Genomic DNA, 23,708 nt, shown 5'->3' with positions numbered 1-23,708 from the left:
AGGAAACATGCTGCGGGTGGCCCCATGGTCGGGGCCGCCAAAGGGAAGTTTTGACGAAGGATTTGCAATAATGGCGACCGTCGAGAAGATGCCGATGCTGCAAATGGGCTATGACAAGCTCAATGCGCAGCTCCGCGAACTGAAGGCCGAACGGCCTTTGATCGTGGACGCCATCGAAGAAGCGCGCGCGCATGGTGATTTGTCCGAAAACGCCGAATATCACGCTGCCAAGGAACGGCAGGGTCAGGTTGAGGCGACGATCAACGATCTGGAGGACAAGATGTCCCGCGCTCAGATCATCGATCCGACCACTTTGTCGGGCGACAAGATCGTGTTCGGCGCGACCGTGACCTTGCTGGACGAGGAAGACAAGCCGGTCAAATATCAGATCGTGGGTCAGGCCGAGGCGGATGCCAAGCTGGGCATGATCAGCTATAACAGCCCGCTGGGCCGGGCGCTGATCGGTCGTGAGATCGGCGACGAGGTGGAAGTGTCGGTCCCGTCGGGCGACAAATTCTACCTGGTCGACAAGATCGCGTTCATCTGACGCCGTGAAACTGCCATCCGGTCGCGCCACCAATGGCATAGCGGCGATCAGCATCGCCGCCTTTGCATTGCTGTATCTGGGTGGATGGGTGAATGATGCCGCCATTGTCGGCGGCTTCATTCCCGCGCGTCTGGGGCAACCCGCCTTGCTGGATGGCATGGCGGCTGTTCCGGCTTGGCTGACGCCGATCAGTTGCACGCTGATCCATGCGGGCTGGATGCATATCGGCTTCAACATGTTCATGCTGCTCTTTTGCGGTCGGCAGGTGGAGCATGTGCTGGGTTGGGGCGGGACGCTGTTTCTCTATGGCGTGGGCGCCTATGCCGCCTGTCTGGCGCAATGGGTGATCGATCCGGCGTCGACCAATCCGATGGTGGGGGCGAGCGGCGCGATTTCCGCGATCATCGCCACTTATTCGCTGCTCTATAGCCAGCAGCAGGTGCGCCGGATCGGACCGCTATCCGCCAATATGGTGCGGGTGCTGTGGCTGGCGGCCGGGTGGATCGGCATTCAGTTGATGATCGGGGTGGCGACTGCGGGAGGTTTTGGCGATCTGGGTCAGATCGCGATAGCCGCACATATTGGCGGCTTTCTGGCGGGGCTGGTGCTGACGCGCCCCTTGCTGCGCTGGCGGTTCCGCAAGAAGCCTCGGGCGGTGCATTAAAAAGCAAAACCCGTTCGCCGGGGCGAACGGGCTGAGTTGAGTAGCCAGAAATCAGGCGCTCGGCAGTTCCGGCTCCATCAGGCGGTGCAGGTGCACGATGACATAGCGCATTTCCGCGTCGTCAACGGTGCGCTGGGCTGCGCCGCGCCAGGCCTTTTCGGCCGAGGCATAGTCGGGGAAGATGCCGACCAGATCGACCTTGCTCAGGTCCTGAAATTCCAGTGTCTGCGGGTCAGTGACGCGACCGCCCATAACCAGATGCATCTTGCTCATGGTTTATCTTTTCTCCTTTGGCTGATAGCGGCGCTTTAGCATCGCGACCGCTGCCAGCCAAGGAGCGCAGGGGCATGGATCGATTGCGTTTCCCGCAATCGCGATTAGTTTTTCGGCAATCGTGCCTTGATCGCATCACTCAGGGCGTCGACCTTGGCCGCAACCAGCGCGGCCACGTCATCGGCCAGCTTCGATGCCTTGGCCGGCAATTCCGCGGATACGACGCTGTCCTTCGCGCTGGAGGCGACATCGCCGGCGGCATGGAGCGCGCTACTGGCGCCCTGCTTCACGGTTTCGGCACCATCGACTGCCACATCGCGTGCTGCCACGGCAGCATCTGCTGCGGCGGCGCGGGCCGCAATAGCGGCTTCCACCACCTTCGCGCCAGCGGTGGCGGCGAGGCCCGGCAGCGCCTTCATTGCGCGGCGACTCTTGGGGAACATCCAGGCGACGACCGCGCCCACGGCCACCGCGCCGGCGACGGCGACGATCGGATGTTCCTGCACGATTTCATTGGCGCGGGCGGCGACGCGCTGCGTCTTGTCACGGGCGTCGCTATAGGCGGTGTTCGCCTTGTCGCGGCCGTTCTGGATCAGGTCGCCGGCGCTTTCGCGCGCCTTTTCGGTGCCGTCCTTGATGATGTCGGTTGCGCTGATCGCCGCATCGTTGGCGGCTTCGCGAACGCGGGTCAGTTGGGCGCGGATGTCAGCCATCGTCAGTCTCCGAAATATCCGGTGTAGGGTAAGTAAAGCGAACGTACAGCCGACGGAAAAGTGCCGCCAGCGGACGCCGCGCGAGGAAAAGGGCAAAGGCGCCGGTCGCTGCGCCGAATGCGACGGGACGTTGCTGCACCTGCACGGCGACCCGCGCCACGCCATCAAGTGCGGCGTTGCTGATCTTGTCCTTCAGATCCTGTTTCAGGCGGGCAGGGGCAACGCGCGCCTTGGCGGCATCTGCGCTGGCCATCAGTTGCGCGCGGGCCGCATCCGCACGGACGCAGGATTCGCGATAGGCATTTTTACGGCTCATGCTTTGATCGCCTTTGCCATACGACTGATACAGCCCTTGGCCAGTAGCAGCAGGATCATAGCAACCGCCAATGCACCGCCAACCACGATTAGCGTCGCCCAGATCGGCGCCATATCCTGCGCCAGGGTAATCACCAGACCCACGAGCAACGCAACAATGCTGGAAAAGACCAGGATCAGCGCGATGATGCCCAATATGGCGGCATTGCGTACGCCCACGCCGACAATGCCGAGGCGGAGCTTCTGCCGCTCCGCCTCGGCTGAGGCATAGGCGCGACCGTCCTGATAAAGGCGGTTCAATACCTCGCCCACGCTTTCCTGCGGCGGCGTATCTGCACTCGCGCCCGATTGTTCAATGGGCGTGCCGTCAGGCTGCCCGTCGGCGCGCGGCGTTACCACCGTTTCCGCTGGCTCGTCTGTCAATTAACCCTCCGCCCCGCCTTGCGGGCCTGTGCGTCGGTGTTGGGAAAGGACCGGTCAGGCCTTGTCGTCGTCGGAACCCTTGGCAAGGCGCATCAGCACATAGCCGACCACCGCTGCCGCACCGATCGCCACAGCCGGGCTCTTGCGCACGAAATCGCGCGCTTCACCGAGCAACTGGTCGACATCCTTGCTGTCGAGCGTGTCCGCAGCGCCAGCCACCGATTCCGCTGCCTGACGCGCATAGTCGCCATATTGCGGGCCCAGCTTGGCATCGACCGTGCCGGCCGTATCGGAAATCAGCTTGGCCAGGCTCTGCATCGCCGATCCGGTCTTGTCCTTGGCGGCGCCAGCGGCGGACTTGGCGGTCTTGCCCGCCTGTTCCTTGATCGGATCGATATGCGCCTTCCAGTCGACGGCGTTCAGCTTGTCGACAGCGGCCTTGGCCGTCTTTTCCGCCTGCGCTTTGATCGGGGCGATCTGGGCCGTCCAGCCATGCGAGGCGGCGCCATTGCCCGGCTTCTTGGGTGCGGCGGCCTTGCGGGTAGCGGCCTTCTTGACCGGTGCCGTCTTGACCGGCGTGGCGGCCGCAACAGCCGACTTGGCGGGCTTCGCCTTGACGGGCTTGGCCACGGTCGCCTTCTTCACGCGCTTGACGGGCGGGGTTTCCGGTGTGTCAGCCATCGTCCTCAATCTCCCTTTCATGTCAGCAAAAAATGCCGCGCTGCGCGACGGGGTATATGACCCAAATGCTTGGCAACGGCCTACAGTTCCGTTGCCGTTACATTTAGACCATCGGCATTTTTTGCATCTGCGCAACCCCCTGCATTGCCAATATGCAGGGTGCTGTCTAAGCGGGGCGCGAATTCACAGGCCATAGGTCCGCGTTACGACCGCAAGTGCAGGAGCGATCATGACTGCCATTCTCGATATCCACGCCCGCCAGATCTTGGACAGCCGTGGCAATCCCACCGTCGAAGTCGATGTCATGCTGGAAGACGGCAGCTTCGGCCGTGCCGCCGTGCCCTCGGGCGCGTCCACCGGTGCCTATGAAGCGGTCGAAAAGCGCGACGGCGACAAGAGCAAATATCTGGGCAAGGGCGTGCTGGCCGCTGTGGCCGCCGTCAACGACCAGATTGCCGAGGAAATCATCGGCCTGGAAGCCGAAGATCAGGCCGAAGTCGACGCCGCGATGATCGCGCTGGACGGCACGGAGAACAAGTCGAACCTGGGCGCCAACGCGATCCTGGGCGTGTCGCTGGCTGTGGCGAAGGCTGCTGCCGATGCGCGTGGTCTGCCGCTTTATCGCTATGTCGGCGGTGTCTCTTCCCACGTTCTGCCGGTGCCGATGATGAACATCATCAACGGCGGCGAACATGCCGACAACCCGATCGACTTCCAGGAGTTCATGATCATGCCGGTCGGTGCGGAAAGCATCGCCGACGCTGTGCGGATCGGTTCGGAAATCTTCCACACGCTCAAGAAGGGCCTGCATGACAAGGGGCTGGCGACGGCGGTTGGCGATGAGGGCGGCTTTGCCCCCAACATCGCCTCAACCCGCGATGCGCTCGACTTCATCATGCTGTCGGTCGAGAAGGCCGGTTACAAGCCGGGCGACGACGTCGTGCTGGCGCTGGACTGCGCCGCGACCGAATTCTTCAAGAACGGCAAATATGAGATTTCGGGCGAAGGCCTGTCGCTCTCGCCGGTCGAGATGGCCGATTATCTGGCCGCGCTGTGCGCCGACTATCCGATCAAGTCGATCGAGGACGGCATGAGCGAAGATGATTTCGAAGGTTGGAAGGCGCTGACCGACAAGATCGGCAACAAGGTGCAACTGGTTGGCGACGATCTGTTCGTGACCAACCCGGCGCGTCTGGCCATGGGCATCGGTAAGGGCCTCGCCAATTCGCTGCTGGTCAAGGTCAACCAGATCGGCACGCTGACCGAGACGCTGGCGGCCGTCGATCTGGCGCACCGTTCGCGCTACACAGCGGTCATGTCGCACCGTTCGGGTGAGACGGAGGATGCGACCATCGCCGACCTTGCCGTCGCCACCAATTGCGGTCAGATCAAGACTGGTTCGCTGGCCCGTTCGGACCGGCTTGCAAAATATAATCAGCTCATCCGTATCGAGGAAGAACTGGGCGATGTTGCCGTTTATGCGGGTCGTTCGATCTTCCGTTAAACTGCAAGAGACTCGGCTGGTCGCAAGCGTGTGATTTTTCGCTTGCGGCCACCCGAATCCTGTGATTCATCTGGTCCATGGCGCATATCGCGAAACTCCGTCTTCTGCTTTTTTCGGCCCTTGGCCCTGCGATTGCGCTGCTCCTGCTGCTGTTCTTCGCCGGCTATGTCGTGCTGGGATCAAACGGGGTGCTGGCATGGGGCGATTACACGCGCCAGTTGCATGCGGCGCAGGCGGAACTCAAGCAGACCCAGCATGCGCAGGCGGAATTGCGCAATCGCGTGGACGCGCTGAACCCGCGTCGGGTCGATCCCGATCTGGCGGACGAATTGATCCGTCGCCAGCTCGGTGTGATTCACCATGACGAAGTGGTCGTGCCGCTCAACTGACGTTACGGAAGCGTAAAGCCTGCGAAAGGATTTTGCGCGAAAAAGCATGTCCTAGCAATTTTGCTGCGAGGGCGTTTTGCTGGTCTGTGACCAAGGCGTTCGAAGCCATCAATTTTCGGTAATAGCTATTGGTTCTGGCCGGATTCCGTGGGGTCGCAGTTGCAATATATGCAACTCTGCCGCTATATCGGACTTCCTTCCATCCTACCCCCACGCAAAAGGATAATAGCCTTGGCGAAACCAACCACGCCGCGCGCAGCGAGCGCAAAGGCAAAGGCGGCTGCACCCGCCATCGCCGGTGCGGACCATAACCGGCCTCGCCCGGAAACGCCGACCGACTATAAGGCCAGCAAGGAAGAACTGCTGGAATTCTATCGGCAGATGGTCCTCATCCGCCGTTTCGAGGAAAAGGCCGGCCAGTTGTACGGCCTGGGCTTCATCGGCGGCTTCTGCCATCTCTATATCGGTCAGGAAGCGGTTGCCGTCGGCATCCAGTCGGCTTTGAAGCCCGGCAAGGACAGCGTCATCACCGGCTATCGCGACCATGGCCACATGCTGGCCTATGGCATCGACCCCAAGGTCATCATGGCCGAACTGACTGGCCGTGAAGCGGGTATCTCGCGCGGCAAGGGCGGTTCGATGCACATGTTCAGCGTCGAACATAAATTCTTCGGCGGCCACGGCATCGTCGGTGCGCAGGTGTCGCTCGGTGCGGGCCTCGGCTTCGCGCACAAATACAACAATGACGGCGGCGTCTGCGTCGCCTATTTCGGTGACGGCGCGGCCAATCAGGGCCAGGTCTATGAATCCTTCAACATGGCCGAACTGTGGAAGCTCCCGATCATCTTCGTGATCGAGAACAACCAGTACGCCATGGGCACCAGCGTCAACCGCGCATCGTCGGAAGACCAGCTTTATCGCCGTGGCGAGAGCTTCCGCATCCCCGGCATCCAGGTCGACGGCATGGACGTGCTCGCCGTGCGCGGTGCGACCGAGGAAGCGCTCAAGTGGGTGCAGGAAGGCAATGGCCCGATCCTGCTTGAAATGAAGACCTACCGCTATCGCGGCCACTCCATGTCCGACCCGGCCAAGTATCGGTCGCGTGACGAAGTGCAGGCCGTGCGCGAAAAGTCCGACCCGATCGAGGGCGTGAAGAAATATCTGATCGACGCTGGCGTCAGCGAAGACGAGATCAAGGTGATCGATCAGGACATCCGCAAGGTCGTGGCCGAAGCCGCCGACTTCGCCGAAACTTCGCCTGAACCCGAAGCGCATGAACTCTATACCGACGTGCTGGTGGAGCAATATTAATGGGTATCGAAATCAAGATGCCGGCGCTCTCGCCGACGATGGAAGAGGGCACGCTGGCCAAATGGCTGGTGAAGGAAGGCGACGAAGTGAAGTCGGGCGATATCCTGGCGGAAATCGAAACCGACAAGGCGACGATGGAATTCGAAGCCGTCGATGAAGGTCTGATCGGCAAGATCATGATCGCTGAAGGCACCGAAGGCGTGAAGGTCGGCACCGTCATCGCGACGATGGCTGGCGAGGGCGGTGAAGAAGCCGCTCCGGCACCGGCACCCAAGGCGGAAGCGCCCAAGGTCGAGGAAACGCCCAAGAAGGCCGAAAGCGGCACGTCCAAGCTGGCGTCGGAAGCCCGTGCGACCGTGCAAGACCCGGACCTTCCGGCCGGCACCGAATTCGTCAAGACGACGGTGCGTGAAGCGCTGCGCGACGCGATGGCCGAAGAAATGCGCAAGGATGAGCGCGTCTTCGTGATGGGCGAAGAAGTCGCCGAATATCAGGGCGCCTACAAGGTGACCCAAGGCCTGCTGGCCGAATTCGGCGACAAGCGCGTCATCGACACGCCGATCACCGAATATGGCTTTGCCGGTATCGGTGCGGGTGCGGCCATGGGCGGCCTGCGTCCGGTCATCGAGTTTATGACGTTCAACTTCGCCATGCAGGCGATCGACCACATCATCAACTCGGCGGCCAAGACCAACTATATGTCCGGTGGCCAGATGCGCTGCCCGATCGTGTTCCGCGGTCCCAACGGCGCGGCCAGCCGCGTCGGCGCGCAGCACAGCCAGAATTACGGTCCCTGGTATGCCGCCGTTCCCGGCCTGATCGTCATCGCGCCTTATGACGCGGCCGACGCAAAGGGTCTGCTGAAGGCCGCGATCCGCTCGACCGATCCGGTCGTGTTCCTGGAGAATGAACTTCTCTACGGTCGCAGCTTCGACGTGCCCAAGGTCGATGATTATGTCCTGCCGATCGGCAAGGCCCGCATCATGCGTCCGGGCAAGGACGTGACTTTGGTCAGCTATTCGATCGGCGTGGGCCTGGCGCTCGACGCGGCGGAAACGCTGGCGGCCGAGGGTATTGATGCGGAAGTGATCGACCTGCGCACGCTGCGCCCGCTCGACACCGCGACGGTGCTGGAAAGCCTGAAGAAGACCAACCGCCTGGTCGTGGTGGAAGAAGGCTGGCCGACCTGCTCGATTGCGTCGGAAATCGCCGCCGTCGTGATGGAAAAGGGCTTCGACGATCTCGATGCGCCGGTGCTGCGCGTGACGAACGAAGACGTGCCGCTGCCTTATGCCGCCAACCTCGAAAAGGCGGCGCTGATCGACGCGGCCCGCGTGGTCGAAGCGGCCAAGAAGGTCTGCTACAAGTAAGATCGGCTATCGTCGGAAACAGGAAAGGGCGGCTCGAAGGAGCCGCCCTTTTTGTTTCAGCAGCTTGCCACTGTTGCTGCCGGCGAACCTGCGTTGGTAATTGCTTGATCGGTCCGCTCGCGCACGTTGAAAGCGCTGGTGTAGCGGATCACCTTATTGCCGAAGATCGCGTTGCTGATCAGCGGCTGATAATTATAGGCTACCTCCACAAACATCACGGCAGTACCGTCTGCCGCGCTGATCTTGGTCGCTGCCGTCGTGCCGGGCCCCATGCCTGTCGACATGCTGGAATTTGTTTTGCCGTCATTGGTGACGCCATAGCTAGACGTGAAATTGCCGTCGCCCCAGCAACGCTGCCAGCGAATATACTGACCGGTATTCGGGCTGGCCAGACCATTGGGTTCGAGGTCGGACAGGAAAATGCGCCCATTAGCCTTGAATTTCAGCGAACCAGACGCCGTTTCCGCGCCAATGAAGATTTGATTGATGTTCGCTTCATCAATCGACTTGCGGACGCGCGATGCGTTGTCGGCGACCAGCATTGCCATCTGGCTGACCCGCATATGCGCAATGGCAAGGTTCGCGACTTCCAGCCCAGCCATGAACAGGATCATTAAAACGGGCAGCGAGTAGGCGAACTCAATGATCGCCAGCCCACTGTCGTCTCGTTTGAGTGAGGAAAGGCGGAGAGATATAGTTGTTTTTTTGAGGGTCATGAGCAGCGCACCGTAGGAGTCGCCTGATTTGCCCAAGGCTGATTGCGAATGACGGTGCTGGCCGTGGCAGTCTGGGTCGCGCTCCAGCCTAGCATTTTAGCGAGCGGGAAGAGGCGGGGCATCGATACCGTGACCTGATAATAGACGATGTCGTCAGCGCCGCCCAAGCCTTCAGAACCGCCCGACGCATCAAATACGCCATTGCCGTTCGCATCTTCATAGCAATCGCCGCTATTATAGGTGCCAAGCGGTGCAGTGTCGCTGGTGATCTTCTCCGGTTGTCCGACACGGGAAAAGTCATAATAGCTCTTCTTGGTCACCGATGTCGTGCCGTTCTTGGCGTTGATGACTTCCATCTGTGTCTGGATATAGCTGTCGATCTGTGTGCTGTTGAGCGTACCGACTGATGCGGCGCGCGCAGCCTTGTCCAGCACGCCAGCTGTCACCGCACGCAGATAGGATTGATAACCAAGATCCGCGATGCCCATGATGGTCAGCAACAGCGGCGGCGCGACCAGGCCGAATTCCATCAGGGTCGCGCCGCGCACGCATCTGAAGATGCTGCGTATTCGGTGTGATATCGTCATCACTGAGACAGCCTCAAGCCGCCGATATTCTTGGCGATATCCTTGAAATCGTCGCTGAGTGACGATGCGTCGGAAGAGACGGCGATATGGTTGGTGCTGGTCGCGCAGGAATTCAGGGCATCGTTGGACGAGGTGGAGAACACGATGATCCAGATGGTGATGCCCTTACGCTTGGCCGCTTCGCAGGCAATTTTGAACCGCTGTTCCTGAATGGTCTTCAGGTCAGCGCTGCTCTTGCTGGTAGCCGCGATCCGGCCGTTCAGGGCGTTGATGCCCCAGGCATCATAATTGTTGTTAGGAATCTGCATGGCCCCGTCGGTCATGAACACGATGTTCTTCGACGTAGCGAAGCCGTTGGGGGCAATGCCGTTTTTCGACGCGAAAATGCCGTCAGGCGAGAGCATACGAGCGCCCCAGGTGATGCCGACCGTGTGATTGGTGAAGCCGCCTGCCGTCAGTCCCGAGACATAGCCGTCGTAGGTGCTCTGCGATGCGTCGGGCGAGCCATAATCCTCCGACGGACTGGATGAACGAGACGAATATGTAGCGAGCATGCGCGCCTTTGCCACGCAAACCGCATAATCGTCATTAGCGTCCGCAGCCCAATTGTTCCAAACGGCCGATGTCGCCGGGGTGGAACTGCGATACCAACTGGCGTCCGGCCAGAAGGGCTTCCATTTCTTGGCCTTGGTGTCGGGGATCAGATCGGGGTCCAGATCATAGGCGCCCGCAGGGATGCTGCTGATCGACGTAGATGATGTGATCGTGTTGACGGTCTGCGATTCTTCAATGCAGCCGGCCCAAGTCGTATTGGTACCCCATTCGAACGCCGGATTCTGAATGGCATTGCCCTTGACGAACAGCGACGTGTCCAGATCGACATTGGTGTAGGACCAGTTGCCGTAGCGAGTCCAGCCTTGCTGCGGCACTGTCGAGGTCTGATAGGTTGTCGTCGTCGTCACTTCCTTGCGGGTGCATTTGCGAGCGGTTGAACCTGACGGCTGTGTTGAGGTGCTGCCATTCCATGCGCCATAGCTGTAAGTGACGGTAGTCGTGTTGCTGGGCGCGCTGCCAGAACTGGTGGATTTTGCGTTTTGCCAGGTAGAGCAATTGCTGCCTGACAAAGTCGTACCAGATTTCTGATCTGCCTCAGTCGCTGTCGCATAGCATGTGGAAAGGCCATTTTGTTTGTAACAGGTGCTGTCTGTCGGATTGTTCGCCAGATAATAATTGCCGATGCGGCTATTATAGCTGGACGTCTCACCGTTGACGCTGCCGACCATATATTCCGACGGAATCATATAACCTACATTGGCCGTCGAACTATAAGGCACGAAGCCATAGCGAATGCGCCCGTTGGCGATGCTGCCTGCACCCAGCGTGTCGTAAAAGTCGCGAACGGCCTGACGCAGCGCGGCGATGCGGGTCGTGGTTGCGTTTCCGACACCGGTCGAAATACTGCTATCCATCGATCCAGTGACGTCCAGCACCAGCGCGACGTCGGTATTGCCGATGTCGAAGCGGGATTCGCATGTAACCGACAAAGCCATGGTCTTGTACCCGAAGATGCGCATGACCGTGGTGGGAATGCTGGTATCGGCCGTGACCTGAACCGTGGTCGTGTCGCCGGTTTTACTCTGGATGACCGGGGTGAAGGATGCGCTTCCGAATGTGTTTTGCTGAAAGTTGAAGTCGAAAAATTTCTTCGCTTCTGCCTTGTTCGCATCGGTCATGGTCGAAGTTGTCATGGCGCGGCGACCGGCCAGGGCTGCGGCGTCGCAGGCCTGTTGCAGGCGCGCGCGGACCATATAGGCACGGCTCATGTCCAGTCCGCCGCCGATCAGGGCAGCCAATGGAATGATCGCAGCGGCGACGATCGCCAGCGTGTTGCCTGCCTGACTTTTCAGCAGACGCCCCAGAAAGCCCAATTGCCGATCCTTTGACTTGCCCATATGCCCGCAATCACCCATGTCGCGTCCGCTACAATCAGGTCGGACAGCTTGCCTGCCTATGCAGGCCCACTCGTTAGAATGTGTATGAGGAAGATGGTTAAAGGACCGATAATCTGTGTGAGCCGCCTGTTGCGGGGAGTCGCGGCATGATTGCTGACGCGGAACTGCCGCCGCTGGCGGCGTTGTTGAGCGCGCATGCGGGCGCGCGTGTCGCGCAGCATCGGGCGATATGGGCGTTCGATGCGCGGCTGGCGAAGGTGGCCCGCACCACCAGCGAAGCGGCGATCGGGCAGATGCGCCTTGCCTGGTGGAATGACGTGGTCGAGGACGCCCAAGGGGTTAGAGGGCAGGGCATCAAGGGGCAGGGCGAGCCGGTGGTCGATGCGATGCGCGCGGCGGGCGTGATGGCCGGGCCGGGGCTGGTCGCGATGATCGATGGCTGGGAAGTGCTGGTGGTCGAGCCGGAGATCGATGCGTCGGGGCTGCGCGATTATGCCGTGGGCCGGGGCGGTGGGCTGTTCCGGGCGCTGGCGGGCGCGGCGGATGTGCCGGACTGGCTGGCGGCGGCGGGGCAGGTCTGGGCCTGTTGGGATCTGGCTGGGCATGTCGGGGATGAGGCGCTGGCCGATGCCGCGATCGCGCAGGCGCGTGACCTGTTGCCGCAGGTGGTGGCAGCGCGGTGGGAGGCGGCTTGGAAGCCGCTGCGCATCGCCTTCACGCTGGCGCGGCAGGATGTGCTGGCGGGGCGGGGCGCGCCGCTGGGCATATCGCGGGCGCTGGCGTGGCGGTTGCTGCGGATCGCGCTTGTCGGGCGCTGACTTGTCGGGATAGGCTGTGCCCTCTCGCAGCGGTGGAGGGCTTATGGGGCGAATGCTGGCGGGCGGCATGGCGGCGTTGCTGCTGGTCGCGGGCGGACTGTTCTGGTGGCAGGGGCGGGCGGACAATGTGCCCGCGCCGCAACTGGCGCTGGCGGCGCCTCCGCCGCCTGCCGTCGAGAGCCTGCCGGAGGGCGATCCCGATGCGGTGGGCGACGCGCCGCCCATGCCCGGCGAGGCCAGCCCGCAGAGCCGGGAGGAGAAGCGCTTTGCCCGTTATGACCGCAACCGGGATGGCGTGATCACCCGGATCGAGATGCTGGGCAGCCGGACCAAGGCGTTCAAGGCGCTGGACAAGGATGGCGATAACCTCTTGTCCTTCGAAGAATGGGCGGTGGCGACGTCCGACCGGTTCGGCGCGGCGGATGCCGACAAGGATGGCAAGCTGACGCCGGCGGAATTCGCGGTGACCGCGCCGAAGCGGGCGGTGAAGGCGAAGTGCAAATGCTGAACGCTCACAGGCGAGCGAGCCACCCGGCCGCCCTGGGCTCCTGCTTTCGCAGGAGCACGGTATGTCGATATCAAGCGATCTCCATCGCGCCCATCCACACGCCCAGCGACGCGCGGGCGCGGGCGGTGTAGGCTTCCTTGCGTTGCTTCTTCTTCACATCGTCCAGCGTTGGGAACAGGCCGAAATTGACGTTCATCGGCTGATAGTCGGCGGTCGCCACATTGCCCGTTACATGGCCGAGCAGCGCGCCCAGCGCGGTGTCGGCCGGGGGCGGGGTCAGTTCGCGGCCCAATAGCTCCGCCGCGGCGAAGCGGCCGGCAAGCATGCCGATGGCGCCGCTTTCGACATAGCCTTCGCAGCCCGTCATCTGCCCTGCAAAACGGATATGCGGGGCGCTCTTCAGGCGGAGCGTCGGGTCGAGCAGCTTGGGCGATTGGATGAAGGTGTTGCGGTGCAGCCCGCCCAGCCGCGCAAATTCCGCCTTTTCGAGGCCGGGGATGGTGCGGAACAATTCCACTTGCGCGCCATGCTTCAGCTTCGTCTGGAAGCCGACCATGTTCCACAGCGTGCCCGACGCATTATCCTGCCGCAACTGGACGACGGCATAGGGCCAGCGGCCGGTCTTGGGATTGTCGAGGCCCATCGGCTTCATCGGCCCGTGACGCAGCGTTTCCGGCCCGCGCGATGCCATCACCTCGATCGGCATGCAGCCTTCGAAATAGGGGGTGCTGCTTTCCCATTCCTTGAACTCGGTCTTTTCGCCGTCGAGCAGGCCCTGGACGAAGGCCTGATACTGGTCCTTTTCCATCGGGCAGTTGATATAATCCTTGCCCTCGCCACCGCCGGGGCCGATCTTGTCCCAGCGATTGGCCATCCAGCATTGCTCCATGTCGATGCTGTCATGATGGATGACCGGCGCGATCGCATCGAAGAAGGCGAGATGTTCCATCCCCGCCGCCTGCCCAATGCTTTGCGCCAGCGCGGGCGCGGTCAGCGGGCCGGTGGCGACGATGGTCATGCCTTCGGTCGGCAGCGTATCGATCCGCTCGCGCACGATTTCCACATTGGGATGTTCGGCGAGCGCGCGGGTGACGCCGTCGGAAAAGACATGGCGGTCGACCGCCAGCGCGGAGCCGGCGGGCACCTTGGCGGGTTCCGCCTGCGCCATCAGCAGCGATCCCAGCCGCCGCATTTCCTGATGCAGCAGGCCCACGGCGCTCTTGTCGGCATCGTCGGAGCGGAAGCTGTTGGAGCAGACCAGTTCGGCAAGGCCGTCGGTCTGGTGGGCGGGCGTCATGTCCCCGGTTCCGCGCATTTCGGACAGGCGGACGCGGATGCCGGCCTGCGCCAGTTGCCATGCCGCCTCCGTCCCCGCCATGCCGCCGCCGATGATATGAACCTGATGATTAGACACGCGCTTCGCCTTAACTTCGCATTTGTCCCGTGGAATCGGGAATTTCCGGTCGCCAGTGGGACATATTGTTGCGGGAGGCAAGGAGTATAGCGGAGCAGGGCGGGGTAGGACAGGGCGGCAGCAGGATAGGGGGGCAGGCGACCCCCGCCGGTCTAGCGACAGGCGGGGTTGTTCGCCAAAGGCATAGCGAAGAAGCTGATCGTCGCCGGCGCGAGGGTGACGTCGCCGGCCGCCTGCAAAACGCCGTGCATGCGCGGCAGTTGATCCTTCTTTCCCAGCGTCAGAAGTGCGCCGTTCAAGCGCAGGCTGGCGGACGCAGCGTCGGGGGCGGACAGGGTGTAGCGCCTGGCCGCCAGCGGCAAGCGCAGGCTGGACGGCGCGTTCGGACTGTTGTTGATCGCCAGCAATGTCACGCCGCCTTTGGTTCCTGGCTGGCAATGCGCATAGAGATGCAATCCTTCCCTTGAAGCAATGCCGGCGTCCAGCACGGTGGAGCCCATCAGTCGATGCCACAATAAGGCCGCCCAATAATTGGCTTTGGGGGCAAGATCGACGGGGTCGAGCAGCGCATAGTTGCTGGCCGCAAGCGTGTTGTGGATGGCGACCTGCACACCCGAACGGGCCAGCCGGCCAAGCTGGTCGAGATAGCGGAAGCTGTCCGGGAATGTCCCTCCCCATGGATTGCCGCCGCACGCGGCATCGGCGCCCTCCGTCAGCCAGAGCGGCTTGTTCGGCGCGAAGCGATCGCGCAGTCCGGCGTAGAAGTCGCGGGTCAAGCTGGTGCGTCCGAGCCATTCTTCGGACAGGGCATCCTCGATCCGGGTCTGGGGGAAATGGGCGGAGGCGCATCTGATCGAGGCGGCGCCATAATGATGATAGGAAAAGGCGTCGATCCCCGGACCCGCCGCAGCCAGCAGCGCTTCGCTGGCGATCGAGCCGGGAATACCGGACGGCATCGCCCATGGCGCACGGGTCTCAGTGGCGGAACCCGGTCCCAAAACGAGGATGCCCGGCGCTTCGCGCGTTATGAACTGACGGAATATGCGAAAATCTCGGCCATAGGCGGCCGCGTCATAGCCCTTAGGCGCACCGCTGATGCCCGCGATCGACGGCTCGTTCATAAATTCGGCGGCGGCGATGTCGCCGCCGATCGATCGGGTATAGGCCAACCAGCGACGGGCCTGATCGTCCGTCCACTTCCCTTCCGCGTCACGCACGCCCGGACTGATGGCGAAGGATGTTATGATCCGCGCATCGACCGCCCGCGCGAAATCGACGACGCCGCGCCATTGGGCACGGGTCAGGATATTTTTGAAGCCCGTTGGCGGTTGGGCGGGCGGGGTGTCGCTATCTGCAAAATAGATGCTGTTGGCCCAAGTGCCGCTGACCCGCAGATAGGCGGGGCCAAGCGCTTTGGCGAGTGTGCGCAGTCGCGCATTTCCCAGATCGATTGGCGGGCGATATTGATAGGCGGCGGGATCTATACCGCCATGGCCCTGGGATTGGGGCAGGGGCTTGCCGTCATAGGGTTTCCAGAATTCGCCCCCGACCACTTCGAGCATTTCGACATTATAGGATTGAAAGCGGGGATCGATGGTCCCGATGCGCGTGAGGCCGGCCGGATTGAGCGGAGCCGATGTCGTTACGGGCTGGGCGGCCAGCGGACAGGAAAGAGCAAGTGCGGTCGTCGCCATGGCCATCGTTGCGCGCCGGATCATTCATCCCTCTCCTCAATCTCTTAGGTCAGGGATGTCGCGAGAGACACCGATCTGGTCAAATATCGATTTAACGGCAGTCCATAGGCGGAGCCTATGGACTGCCGCGCTCGCTAGGCGGCAGCGAGAGACTCGGTCTCATAATAAGCGCCCTCGTCCAAAATCCCCTCACGCATGGCGACGATCACACCGACCATTACCTGTCCCGCGACGCCGTCTTATCCTCTATCCCAATGTCCGGTTGCCGCCCTGTTCGGCCGCAGCAAGCGCGCTGGACCGGGCCATTTCCAATATGGCTTCCGGCTCTTCGCCCCGGCTCGTCACGATGCCCGCCGATGCCGTGACGGTGCCGATCCATTCGCCGGTCCCTCTCAGTCGCAGGCGGCGCGCCGCAAAGGCGGTCAAGGCTTCGTCTGCCTGTATGCGGGCGGCCATGGCCGAGGCATCGGTGACGACGATCAGAAATTCATTCCCGTTCCAGCGGATCAAATCCTCGTTGGGGAATTCCTGTCGCAAGGTCGCGGCGAAGGCATTGAGCACATTATCGCCCACATCCCGTCCAAATCTGGCATTGATGCTGACCAGATCGTCAATGATGAACATGATCAGGACATAGCTGTGTCCCTCTTTCAAAAGGGGTTCGAGGATGCGCCAGGCACCCGTCTGGTTCAGCGCCTTGGTCAGTTCATCCTGACCGAGATCGGCGCGGGGCTGGCTGGGCAGGTTGACGGCATTGCGCAACGCCACGAATTCGTCGCGCAGGTCGGCGAGTTCACGCTCTGCCGCGGACAGGCGTGTGACGAGATTGTCCGTATTGATCAGGGAGCGGTCGGGCTGGTTCACGATCTCGCCGACATCGCGACCAAGCGCTTCGGTAAGATCATGCGCGTCGGACGTCAATGTCCCCAGTTCCTGGGCCTGGCGTGCGACGGTGCGTTCCCGATGGTCGATCGCAAAGCTGGCATCTTCCGTGCCATGACGCTGCATCAGCATCATCATGGCATTCACCGTCAATCGCAGCCCACCGGATGTCAGGTCATCAATGTCGCGCGCCAATTTGGATGCGGGGGCCATCACATAGCGAAGCGCAACATCGTAATTTTTGACGGATGGATCGAGCCGATGATGTTCCAGAAAATCCAGAGCGCTTCGCGCTTCTTGGTAATAAGACGTCATAATGCCCTTTGCCGATCCCTCTTCTCGTCAAACATGCACATAACGCAGTAGAAAGTAACGGCGTTCCGGGTCAACGTCGTTAGGCATGAATGTGGATCGGGCGACGGTCGGAACCTTATGGTTTCGATCGCCGCCCGAAAGTGGCAGGGTATTTCAAGGGCTTGTGGACGCTGCGCCTATTTTCGGCGGGGATAGGTTCCGGGGGAGCGAAGCGCTTCTAAGCCGTCGCCAACGTCCCCTCGCCATAATAAGCGCTCTCGTCCAATATCCCTTCGCGCTTGGCGACGATCACGCCGACCAGCACTTGTCCCGCGACGTTGACCGCCGTGCGGCCCATGTCGAGGATGGGGTCTATGGCGAGCAGCAGTCCGGCGCCTTCCAGTGGCAGGCCGAGGGTCGAGAGGGTCAGCGTCAGCATCACGATCGCGCCGGTCAGGCCGGCGGTGGCGGCCGATCCGATGACCGAGACGAAGACGATCAGCGCATAGTCGATGAAATGGAGCGGGATGCCGTAGAAGCCCGCGACGAAGATCGCCGCCAGCGCGGGATAGATGGAGGCGCAGCCGTCCATCTTGGTGGTGGAGGCCAGCGGGATGGCGAAGGCGGCATAACCCTTGTCGACGCCAAGGCGCTCGGTCACGGCTTCGGTGACCGGCAGGGTGCCGACCGACGAGCGCGAGACGAAGGCGAGCTGGATGGCAGGCCACGCCTTGGCGAAGAAGGGGCCGGGCTTGAGGCCATTGGCGATCAGCAATGTCGGGTAGACGACCAGCAGCACCAGCGCGAGGCCGAGATAGATGGCGGCGGTGAAGGTGCCGAGTTGCGCCAGCGCGCTCCAGCCATAGGTGGCGACGGCGGTGCCGATCAGCGCGGCCGAACCGATAGGCGTCAGGCGGATGACCCAGCCTAAAATGGCGCGCACGACCGCGAGCAGCGAGCGGACGAAGGCGAGAAAGGCATCAGCCTTTTCCCCGACCTTGAGTGTGGCGAGGCCGACGGCGATCGAAATGACCAGCAATTGCAGTATGTTGAAGGACAGGGTGGTGGTGGCCGATCCGTCCGTGATCTTCGTGCCGGCCGACAGAGCCAGGCTGTTGCCGGGGACCAGGCCTTTGAGGAAATCAAGCCAGCCGCCGACCGAATCCGGCTGGGTGGGGGCCAGTGCCGCGCTACTGAGGCCGATGCCCGGCTGGACGATGACGCCGATGGAGATGCCGATGGCGACCGCGATCAGGGCGGTGATGGCGAACCAGAGGAGGGTTTGCCCGGCGAGGCGCGCGGCATTGTCCAGCGCGCGCAGATTGGCGATCGACGCGACGATGGCGGCGAAGACGAGCGGCGGCACGATCGCCTTCAGCAGGGAGACGAAGATCGACCCCGTGGTCTTGAGCGCGGTCGCCAGCCAGTTGAGATCGCCATCCGGACCCGTGCCGATCTGACGTGCGACGAGGCCGAGCACCAGCCCCACGGCCATGCCGACCAGAACCTGAAATCCGAAACTGCGATAATGGAGGGCCATCTGTCTTTCCTCTGGGCGAATGGCTGCCATATCGGATGTCTGCGGTCCGATTGCGCGCAAGCAATTCTTTAATGGACGAAGGGATCGCCTTTGATCGTCATTGCGAGCGCAGCGAAGCAATCCAGTGATGCGCCGTGGATTGCTTCGCTGCGCTCGCAATGACGAATGACGGGTCACGCTTTTCGCGCGGATAAGGTGGCCCTCTTTCCGCGGGACAGGGCCAAACGCATTGGCCCGGTCGATCCGCTATGCCACAGATACGGTATCGGTCCATCAAGGAGTGCAAATATATGGTGATGCGGGGCGTGTTTCTGGGGGCTGTTTTGCTGGCCGTGCCGCAGGGGGCTTTTGCGGCGGCCGATGCGGGCGCGGCCAAGGATATATTGATGCGCTCCATCGCGGTGAAGACGGTGCAGGGTGAAGGCAATGTGCCCAAATTGGCGGCCTATTATGCGTCGGTGCTGAAGGCGGCCGGCTTTGCCGACGCGGATATCGTGATCACGCCGATGGGCGAGACGGCGACGCTGGCGGCGACAATCCGGGGGAGCGACCCGAAGCTCAAGCCCATGGCGCTGATCGGCCATATGGATGTGGTGGCGGCAAACCGGGCGGACTGGACCCGCGATCCCTTCGTGCCGGTGGAAGAAAATGGCTATATTTTCGGGCGCGGGTCGGAGGATAATAAATATGACGTCGCGATGATGGTCGCGACCATGGCGCAGTTGAAGAAGGAAGGGTGGAAGCCGCGCCGCACCACCATATTGCTGCTGTCGGGCGATGAGGAAACCGACATGGTGACGACCAAGGCGCTGTCGCAGCAATATAAGGATCTGGAATTGCTTCTGAATGGCGATGGCGGCGGCGGGTTGCTGAATGATGAGGGCAAGCCGGTGCTGTATCAGTTGCAGGCGGGCGAGAAGAGCTATGCCGATTATGAATTCGCCTTCACCGATGCGGGTGGCCATTCGAGCGCACCGACGCCGGGCAATCCGATCTATCGCATGGCGAAGGCGATCGACGCGATTGCGGCGTATCAGTTTCCGCCGATGCGCAATGAACTGACGAAGGCGTCGCTGGCGCTGTCGGCCGACCGGATCGGCGGCGAGGTGGGGCAGGCGATGCGGCGCTATGCGGAGACAGGCGATGCGGATGCGGCGGAACTGCTGTCGAGCCGGCCGGAATTTATCGGGCAGGTGCGCACCACCTGCGTCGCGACGATGGTGCAGGCGGGGCATGCGCTGAATGCTTTGCCGCAAAGTGCTAAGGTGGACGTCAATTGCCGCATCTTCCCTGGCGTGACGATCGATCAGGTGAAGGCGCAACTGGTGAAGGTGGTGAATGATCCCAGCGCCACGGTGAAGACGCTGGGCGATCCGCTGGCCAGCGATGCATCGCCGTTGCGGGCAGACGTGATGAAGGCGGTGAAGGACGCCGTCACCGCGCGCGCGCCGGGGGTGACGGTGATGCCGGGCATGTCGGCCGGCGCGACCGACAGCCTCTATTTCCGGGCTTTGGGCGTGCCGAGCTATGGCGTGTCCAGCCTGTTCATGAAGGCGGAGGACGGCTTTGCCCATGGCTTGAACGAGCGGGTGCCGGTGGCGGGCATCGCGGAATCGCTGGAGCAGTGGGACCGGGTGGTCCGGGCGCTGGCGAAGTAGATCTTATCTTCAAAATCTCGTCATCCCCGCGAAAGCGGGGACCCATCTCCCGAAAGTCGATCTTGACGGGAAGGTCAGGAGATGGGTTCCCGCTTTCGCGGGAATGACGGTAGTTTTTGGGGCCGGGATTTAACCCCGCACCGCGATCCCGTTGGCGGCCGACAGCACGGCCTTGACCGATGCGGTCGCGACGTCGCTGTCGGTGCCGACGCCGAAGACAGTGCGGCCGTCGGGCGTGCGGCATTCGACATAGGCGGCGGCATTCACGTCGCTGCCTGCGCCGATCGCATGTTCGCTATAGTCGGCGATTTCCAGCGCCACGCCCAGTTCGTCGCGCAGGGCGGCCAGCACCGAGGAGAGCAGGCCGTTGCCGCGCCCGGAAATGCTCCGTTCGCCGCCTTCATAGCCGATCTTGCCAGTGAAGATGCGGTCGCCCGCCGCGCCGCTTTCATGATAGTCGATCAGCGCATAGGGCTGCTCACCGGTCTGGTGATAATGGTCGTCGAAGGCGGCCGAAATGTCGGCGGCGTTGAGTTCGCGGCTGGAGCCGTCGGCCAGTGCCTGCACCACCTTCGAGAAGTCGGCCTGCATCTTCTTGGGCAGCTTATAGCCCTTGTCCTGTTGCAGCACCCAGGCGACGCCGCCCTTGCCCGATTGCGAATTGACGCGGATCACCGCTTCATAGTCGCGGCCCAGATCCTTGGGATCGATCGGCAGATAGGGGACGTTCCAGATCAGGTCGTTGCGCGCTTCCTGCGCGGCAAAGCCCTTCTTGATCGCGTCCTGATGACTGCCGGAGAAGGCGGTGAACACCAGTTCGCCGGCATAGGGATGGCGCGGATGGACCGGCAACTGGTTGCAATATTCGACCGTCTGGATGACTTCGTCGATATCGCTGAAGTCCAGGCCGGGATTGATGCCCTGCGTGTACATATTCAGCGCGACCGTCACCAGATCGCAATTGCCGGTGCGTTCGCCATTGCCGAACAGGCAGCCTTCGACGCGGTCGGCGCCGGCCATGATGCCCAGTTCGGCAGCGGCGACGCCGGTGCCACGGTCATTATGGGTGTGCAGCGAGATCACCACGCTGTCGCGCTTGCTGATATTGCGGCAAATCCATTCGATCTGGTCGGCATAGATATTGGCCGTCGCGCACTCGACGGTGGCGGGCAGGTTCAGGATCAGCGGACGTTCGGGCGTCGGCTGGAGAATGTCGATCACTGCCTCACAGCATTCCAGACTGAAATCCAGCTCGGCGGTCGAGAAGGTTTCGGGCGAATATTCGAAATGCCAGTCGGTGTCGGGCTGGGCCGCAGCATGATCGCGTAGCAGCTTGGCGGCGTTGACGGCGATCTGCTTGATCTCCGGCCGTTCCATCTGGAACACGATATTGCGCCATGCGGGCGAAATGGCGTTGTAGACATGGACGATCGCCTGTTTCGCGCCGCGCAGGCTTTCGAAGGTGGTGGCGATCAGGTCGGCGCGGGCCTGCGTCAGCACCTGCGGCATGACGTCGTCTGGGATCGCGCCGGTCTTGACCAGACCGGAGATGAAGTCGAATTCGGTCGCGCCGGCGCTGGGGAAGCCGACTTCGATTTCCTTGACGCCGACCTTGAGCAGCAGGTCGAAGAAGCGGCGCTTCTTTTCCGCGTTCATCGGGTCGATCAGCGACTGGTTGCCGTCGCGCATGTCGGTCGACAGCCAGCGAGGGGCCTTCGTGATGACGTTGGAGGGCCATTGGCGATTGGGCAGATCGATCTGCGGGAAAGCGCGATATTTCTGCGAGGGATCGGTCAGCATCATGGGATCAAACTACTTCCTGCAACGGGGCGCTATTGCGCGCTCCCGGTGTACGACTTGACTGTTCTGGATGCCCTTAGGCGGATCAACGCTGCCCTTAGCCGGAAGGCAGCACAAAAGCCACGCCTAAGGGCGTGTAAGTCGTAGCAGGGTAAGAAGGCTGACGCGCTGCATGATGTTGCCCCCATAAACGCGCGGAGGGGTGGCCGTAAAGCCGTTTCTTTCGTAGCGTCGATCAGGAGCGATGGAAAATTGCGTCGATGCTGAGGTCGACCTTGTCGGAAACGAAGGGACGGCCAAAGCCCATGCCGAACTGGCTGCGCTCGATCGACAGCGTGCCGGTGAAATGCAGGACCGACAGGCCGGGTGCTTCGTCCGGGGTAACGCCGGCCAGACGGACGGACAGGGTGACGGGGCGGGTCTGCCCATGCATGGTGAGTTCGCCGGCAATGGCTGTGGGCGTATCGGGCGTCGCCAGTGGCGCGTCCTGCGCGGAAAAGCGGATGGTCGGGAATTTCGTGCCGTCGAAGAAGCTGTCGCCTTTCAGCATGGCGTCGGTCGAAGCGTCGCCGGTGGTCAGTTTGTCGACCGGGAACTGAATGTCGATGCTGGCGCGGTCAGGATGTTCTGGGGTGATCACCACCGCACCTTCCGGCGCGACGAAATCGCCGTCATAGCTGCCGACCAGCGCCTTCACATGAAAATGGACCCGCGTCGCGGCACTATCGACCAGATAATGGCCGGGGGCATAGAGCGACGCAGGCGCCTGCGCAGGCCGCTGTTCAGGCCCCGATACCGGCCTGTGTTCAGGCCCTTGGGCCGATGCCGCCGGCACAAGCATCCCCACGCTCAAAAGCAGGAGAAGCCGTGCCGGACGGCGCATGATGCTTACTTCTGGAAGCCGGCGATGATCTTCAGTTCGACGGTGTCGCCCACGACGGGGACATAGCCGCCCATGCCGAATTCGCTGCGCTTGATCGAACCGGTCGCGACGAAGCCGACATTTTCCTTCTTGTTCATCGGATTGGCGCCAGCGCCGTAAAATTCGGCGTCCAGCGTTACCGGCTTGGTCACGCCCTTGATCGTCAGATTGCCGGTGATGGTGGCGCTGGTGCCTTCAGCCTTGACGGCGGTCGACACGAAGGTTGCGGTCGGGAATTTGGCGCCATCGAAGAAGTCGGGCTTCAACAGATGTTCGTCGAGCGCGGGGATGCCGGTCTTGAGGCCCGCGATCGGCAGTTCGATGCTGACCTTCGACGCGGAAAGATTGGCCTTGTCCAGCGTCAGCGTGCCGGTCGGCTGGGCGAAGATGCCCATATTGTTGGTGAAGCCCATATGGTCATAGGCGAACAACACCTGCGTATGGCCGCCGTCGACGGTGTAGGTGCCGCCCGTGACCTTGGCGACATCCTTGGTGCCCGGCGCAGAGGCGGGGGCCTGTGCGATGACGACGGTGCCGCCGGCGATAGCGATCAGGGCGGCGGCGGGGATCAGAAACTTACGCATGAAAAAAGGACTCCACAAACGCTCAAGGGATGCGGTGAGAATAAGCCGCGCGCTCGACAAGCGCCATAGCCGTAACCGGAAACGGATCGTTCCCCGTAACGAACCGGTTTTATGGGATTTCCGTCTGGAAATCGATGCGTCCGGACGGT

General features: G+C 62.1%; 24 protein-coding genes. 9 read left to right on the top strand and 15 right to left on the bottom strand.

Features of this window, described 5'->3' with window-relative positions; translation table 11 throughout:
- Window positions 1-70: 70 nt before the first annotated feature.
- Both greA and BMY84_RS17400 read left to right on the top strand, forming a co-directional pair.
- On the top strand, window positions 71-547 hold the full coding sequence (greA, locus tag BMY84_RS17405) for a transcription elongation factor GreA (RefSeq protein ID WP_093014991.1): 477 nt from the start codon (window positions 71-73) through the stop codon (window positions 545-547).
- Between the two features lie 4 nt (window positions 548-551).
- Complete coding sequence (locus tag BMY84_RS17400) at window positions 552-1,211, top strand: rhomboid family intramembrane serine protease (RefSeq protein WP_093085056.1); 660 nt, start codon at window positions 552-554, stop codon at window positions 1,209-1,211.
- A gap of 51 nt (window positions 1,212-1,262) precedes the next feature.
- Here BMY84_RS17400 and BMY84_RS17395 read toward each other — a convergent pair whose 3' ends face one another.
- The 5 genes from BMY84_RS17395 to BMY84_RS17375 all read right to left on the bottom strand — a co-directional run bounded on the left by BMY84_RS17395 (window position 1,263) and on the right by BMY84_RS17375 (window position 3,616).
- The gene (locus tag BMY84_RS17395) at window positions 1,263-1,484 is read right to left on the bottom strand and encodes a DUF4170 domain-containing protein (RefSeq protein ID WP_093014995.1); all 222 of its coding nucleotides are present in this window, start codon (window positions 1,482-1,484) and stop codon (window positions 1,263-1,265) included.
- Window positions 1,485-1,588: 104 nt separating this feature from the next.
- Window positions 1,589-2,197, bottom strand: coding sequence for a DUF883 family protein (locus BMY84_RS17390; RefSeq protein ID WP_093085054.1), 609 nt, complete (start codon window positions 2,195-2,197; stop codon window positions 1,589-1,591).
- Window positions 2,190-2,513, bottom strand: coding sequence for a hypothetical protein (locus BMY84_RS17385; protein ID WP_093085052.1), 324 nt, complete (start codon window positions 2,511-2,513; stop codon window positions 2,190-2,192). The genes BMY84_RS17390 and BMY84_RS17385 overlap by 8 nt, the downstream gene beginning before the upstream one ends.
- A complete protein-coding gene (locus BMY84_RS17380; RefSeq protein ID WP_093085050.1) occupies window positions 2,510-2,935 on the bottom strand; it encodes a phage holin family protein in 426 nt (141 codons plus the stop codon). Before BMY84_RS17380 ends, BMY84_RS17385 begins: the two co-directional genes overlap by 4 nt.
- 54 nt (window positions 2,936-2,989) lie before the next feature.
- Complete coding sequence (locus BMY84_RS17375) at window positions 2,990-3,616, bottom strand: hypothetical protein (protein ID WP_093085048.1); 627 nt, start codon at window positions 3,614-3,616, stop codon at window positions 2,990-2,992.
- Between the two features lie 229 nt (window positions 3,617-3,845).
- Here BMY84_RS17375 and eno point away from each other — a divergent pair, with 229 nt between their 5' ends.
- The 4 genes from eno (at window position 3,846) to BMY84_RS17355 (ending at window position 8,190) form a co-directional block, all read left to right on the top strand.
- Window positions 3,846-5,120: a phosphopyruvate hydratase gene (gene eno, locus BMY84_RS17370; RefSeq protein ID WP_093085047.1), complete on the top strand. Its 1,275-nt coding sequence runs from the start codon at window positions 3,846-3,848 to the stop codon at window positions 5,118-5,120.
- A 77-nt stretch (window positions 5,121-5,197) separates the two neighbouring features.
- Window positions 5,198-5,509 (top strand): FtsB family cell division protein, encoded by a 312-nt coding sequence (locus tag BMY84_RS17365; protein ID WP_093015008.1) that lies wholly within the window; start codon window positions 5,198-5,200, stop codon window positions 5,507-5,509.
- 231 nt (window positions 5,510-5,740) lie between these two features.
- Complete coding sequence (gene pdhA, locus BMY84_RS17360; RefSeq protein WP_093085045.1) at window positions 5,741-6,820, top strand: pyruvate dehydrogenase (acetyl-transferring) E1 component subunit alpha; 1,080 nt, start codon at window positions 5,741-5,743, stop codon at window positions 6,818-6,820.
- Window positions 6,820-8,190, top strand: coding sequence for a pyruvate dehydrogenase complex E1 component subunit beta (locus BMY84_RS17355; RefSeq protein WP_093085043.1), 1,371 nt, complete (start codon window positions 6,820-6,822; stop codon window positions 8,188-8,190). The genes pdhA and BMY84_RS17355 overlap by 1 nt, the downstream gene beginning before the upstream one ends.
- 56 nt (window positions 8,191-8,246) lie before the next feature.
- Here the strand turns inward: BMY84_RS17355 and BMY84_RS17350 are convergent, their stop codons facing one another.
- The 3 genes from BMY84_RS17350 to BMY84_RS17340 are packed head-to-tail and all read right to left on the bottom strand — an operon-like array spanning window position 8,247 to window position 11,445.
- On the bottom strand, window positions 8,247-8,906 hold the full coding sequence (locus BMY84_RS17350) for a TadE/TadG family type IV pilus assembly protein (RefSeq protein ID WP_093085042.1): 660 nt from the start codon (window positions 8,904-8,906) through the stop codon (window positions 8,247-8,249).
- Complete coding sequence (locus BMY84_RS17345) at window positions 8,903-9,454, bottom strand: TadE/TadG family type IV pilus assembly protein (RefSeq protein ID WP_256215269.1); 552 nt, start codon at window positions 9,452-9,454, stop codon at window positions 8,903-8,905. The genes BMY84_RS17350 and BMY84_RS17345 overlap by 4 nt, the downstream gene beginning before the upstream one ends.
- 38 nt (window positions 9,455-9,492) lie before the next feature.
- The gene (locus tag BMY84_RS17340) at window positions 9,493-11,445 is read right to left on the bottom strand and encodes a pilus assembly protein (protein ID WP_093085039.1); all 1,953 of its coding nucleotides are present in this window, start codon (window positions 11,443-11,445) and stop codon (window positions 9,493-9,495) included.
- A 146-nt stretch (window positions 11,446-11,591) separates the two neighbouring features.
- Here BMY84_RS17340 and BMY84_RS17335 point away from each other — a divergent pair, with 146 nt between their 5' ends.
- Together BMY84_RS17335 and BMY84_RS17330 are read left to right on the top strand one after the other, a co-directional pair.
- Window positions 11,592-12,263 carry a hypothetical protein gene (locus BMY84_RS17335; RefSeq protein ID WP_177204038.1) on the top strand — a complete coding sequence of 224 codons (672 nt, stop codon included), beginning with the start codon at window positions 11,592-11,594 and terminating at the stop codon, window positions 12,261-12,263.
- 43 nt (window positions 12,264-12,306) lie between these two features.
- On the top strand, window positions 12,307-12,771 hold the full coding sequence (locus tag BMY84_RS17330) for an EF-hand domain-containing protein (RefSeq protein ID WP_093085037.1): 465 nt from the start codon (window positions 12,307-12,309) through the stop codon (window positions 12,769-12,771).
- A gap of 70 nt (window positions 12,772-12,841) precedes the next feature.
- Here BMY84_RS17330 and trmFO read toward each other — a convergent pair whose 3' ends face one another.
- From trmFO to BMY84_RS17310, 4 genes are all read right to left on the bottom strand, one after another.
- Window positions 12,842-14,185, bottom strand: coding sequence for a methylenetetrahydrofolate--tRNA-(uracil(54)-C(5))-methyltransferase (FADH(2)-oxidizing) TrmFO (gene trmFO / locus BMY84_RS17325; RefSeq protein ID WP_093085036.1), 1,344 nt, complete (start codon window positions 14,183-14,185; stop codon window positions 12,842-12,844).
- A gap of 152 nt (window positions 14,186-14,337) precedes the next feature.
- Window positions 14,338-15,903, bottom strand: coding sequence for a hypothetical protein (locus BMY84_RS17320; RefSeq protein WP_143075057.1), 1,566 nt, complete (start codon window positions 15,901-15,903; stop codon window positions 14,338-14,340).
- Between the two features lie 222 nt (window positions 15,904-16,125).
- Window positions 16,126-17,076, bottom strand: a complete 951-nt coding sequence (locus BMY84_RS17315) for a GGDEF domain-containing protein (RefSeq protein WP_093085034.1) — start codon at window positions 17,074-17,076, stop codon at window positions 16,126-16,128.
- Between the two features lie 217 nt (window positions 17,077-17,293).
- Window positions 17,294-18,595, bottom strand: a complete 1,302-nt coding sequence (locus tag BMY84_RS17310; RefSeq protein WP_093085033.1) for a dicarboxylate/amino acid:cation symporter — start codon at window positions 18,593-18,595, stop codon at window positions 17,294-17,296.
- A 290-nt stretch (window positions 18,596-18,885) separates the two neighbouring features.
- Between BMY84_RS17310 and BMY84_RS17305 the strand changes: the two genes are divergently transcribed.
- Window positions 18,886-20,253, top strand: coding sequence for a M20/M25/M40 family metallo-hydrolase (locus BMY84_RS17305; protein WP_093085031.1), 1,368 nt, complete (start codon window positions 18,886-18,888; stop codon window positions 20,251-20,253).
- 129 nt (window positions 20,254-20,382) lie between these two features.
- On the opposite strand, the gene leuA is transcribed toward BMY84_RS17305, so the two are convergent.
- The 3 genes from leuA to BMY84_RS17290 form a co-directional block, all read right to left on the bottom strand.
- The gene (gene leuA, locus BMY84_RS17300; protein ID WP_093085029.1) at window positions 20,383-22,056 is read right to left on the bottom strand and encodes a 2-isopropylmalate synthase; all 1,674 of its coding nucleotides are present in this window, start codon (window positions 22,054-22,056) and stop codon (window positions 20,383-20,385) included.
- A 232-nt stretch (window positions 22,057-22,288) separates the two neighbouring features.
- Entirely contained in the window at window positions 22,289-22,936 is a 648-nt protein-coding gene (locus BMY84_RS17295; RefSeq protein ID WP_256215268.1) for a YceI family protein, read from the bottom strand.
- Between the two features lie 5 nt (window positions 22,937-22,941).
- Entirely contained in the window at window positions 22,942-23,559 is a 618-nt protein-coding gene (locus BMY84_RS17290) for a YceI family protein (protein ID WP_093085026.1), read from the bottom strand.
- Window positions 23,560-23,708 lie beyond the last annotated feature (149 nt).

The organism is Sphingobium sp. AP50 (assembly GCF_900109095.1).
Lineage (GTDB): Bacteria > Pseudomonadota > Alphaproteobacteria > Sphingomonadales > Sphingomonadaceae > Sphingobium.
Note: the sequence above shows the minus strand (reverse complement) of the source record. Positions and strands in the feature narration are given on the sequence as shown.

Coding starts and splice junctions, on each gene's coding strand:
- BMY84_RS17385 (WP_093085052.1), bottom strand. CDS start 2,513: ATGAGCCGTAAAAATGCCTATCGCGAATCCTGCGTCCGTGCGGATGCG.
- BMY84_RS17290 (WP_093085026.1), bottom strand. CDS start 23,559: ATGCGTAAGTTTCTGATCCCCGCCGCCGCCCTGATCGCTATCGCCGGC.
- eno (WP_093085047.1), top strand. CDS start 3,846: ATGACTGCCATTCTCGATATCCACGCCCGCCAGATCTTGGACAGCCGT.
- BMY84_RS17365 (WP_093015008.1), top strand. CDS start 5,198: ATGGCGCATATCGCGAAACTCCGTCTTCTGCTTTTTTCGGCCCTTGGC.
- BMY84_RS17335 (WP_177204038.1), top strand. CDS start 11,592: ATGATTGCTGACGCGGAACTGCCGCCGCTGGCGGCGTTGTTGAGCGCG.
- BMY84_RS17320 (WP_143075057.1), bottom strand. CDS start 15,903: ATGATCCGGCGCGCAACGATGGCCATGGCGACGACCGCACTTGCTCTT.
- BMY84_RS17390 (WP_093085054.1), bottom strand. CDS start 2,197: ATGGCTGACATCCGCGCCCAACTGACCCGCGTTCGCGAAGCCGCCAAC.
- BMY84_RS17340 (WP_093085039.1), bottom strand. CDS start 11,445: ATGGGCAAGTCAAAGGATCGGCAATTGGGCTTTCTGGGGCGTCTGCTG.
- BMY84_RS17330 (WP_093085037.1), top strand. CDS start 12,307: ATGGGGCGAATGCTGGCGGGCGGCATGGCGGCGTTGCTGCTGGTCGCG.
- BMY84_RS17375 (WP_093085048.1), bottom strand. CDS start 3,616: ATGGCTGACACACCGGAAACCCCGCCCGTCAAGCGCGTGAAGAAGGCG.
- BMY84_RS17395 (WP_093014995.1), bottom strand. CDS start 1,484: ATGAGCAAGATGCATCTGGTTATGGGCGGTCGCGTCACTGACCCGCAG.
- BMY84_RS17315 (WP_093085034.1), bottom strand. CDS start 17,076: ATGACGTCTTATTACCAAGAAGCGCGAAGCGCTCTGGATTTTCTGGAA.
- leuA (WP_093085029.1), bottom strand. CDS start 22,056: ATGATGCTGACCGATCCCTCGCAGAAATATCGCGCTTTCCCGCAGATC.
- BMY84_RS17295 (WP_256215268.1), bottom strand. CDS start 22,936: ATGCGCCGTCCGGCACGGCTTCTCCTGCTTTTGAGCGTGGGGATGCTT.
- BMY84_RS17310 (WP_093085033.1), bottom strand. CDS start 18,595: ATGGCCCTCCATTATCGCAGTTTCGGATTTCAGGTTCTGGTCGGCATG.
- BMY84_RS17355 (WP_093085043.1), top strand. CDS start 6,820: ATGGGTATCGAAATCAAGATGCCGGCGCTCTCGCCGACGATGGAAGAG.
- greA (WP_093014991.1), top strand. CDS start 71: ATGGCGACCGTCGAGAAGATGCCGATGCTGCAAATGGGCTATGACAAG.
- BMY84_RS17350 (WP_093085042.1), bottom strand. CDS start 8,906: ATGACCCTCAAAAAAACAACTATATCTCTCCGCCTTTCCTCACTCAAA.
- BMY84_RS17305 (WP_093085031.1), top strand. CDS start 18,886: ATGGTGATGCGGGGCGTGTTTCTGGGGGCTGTTTTGCTGGCCGTGCCG.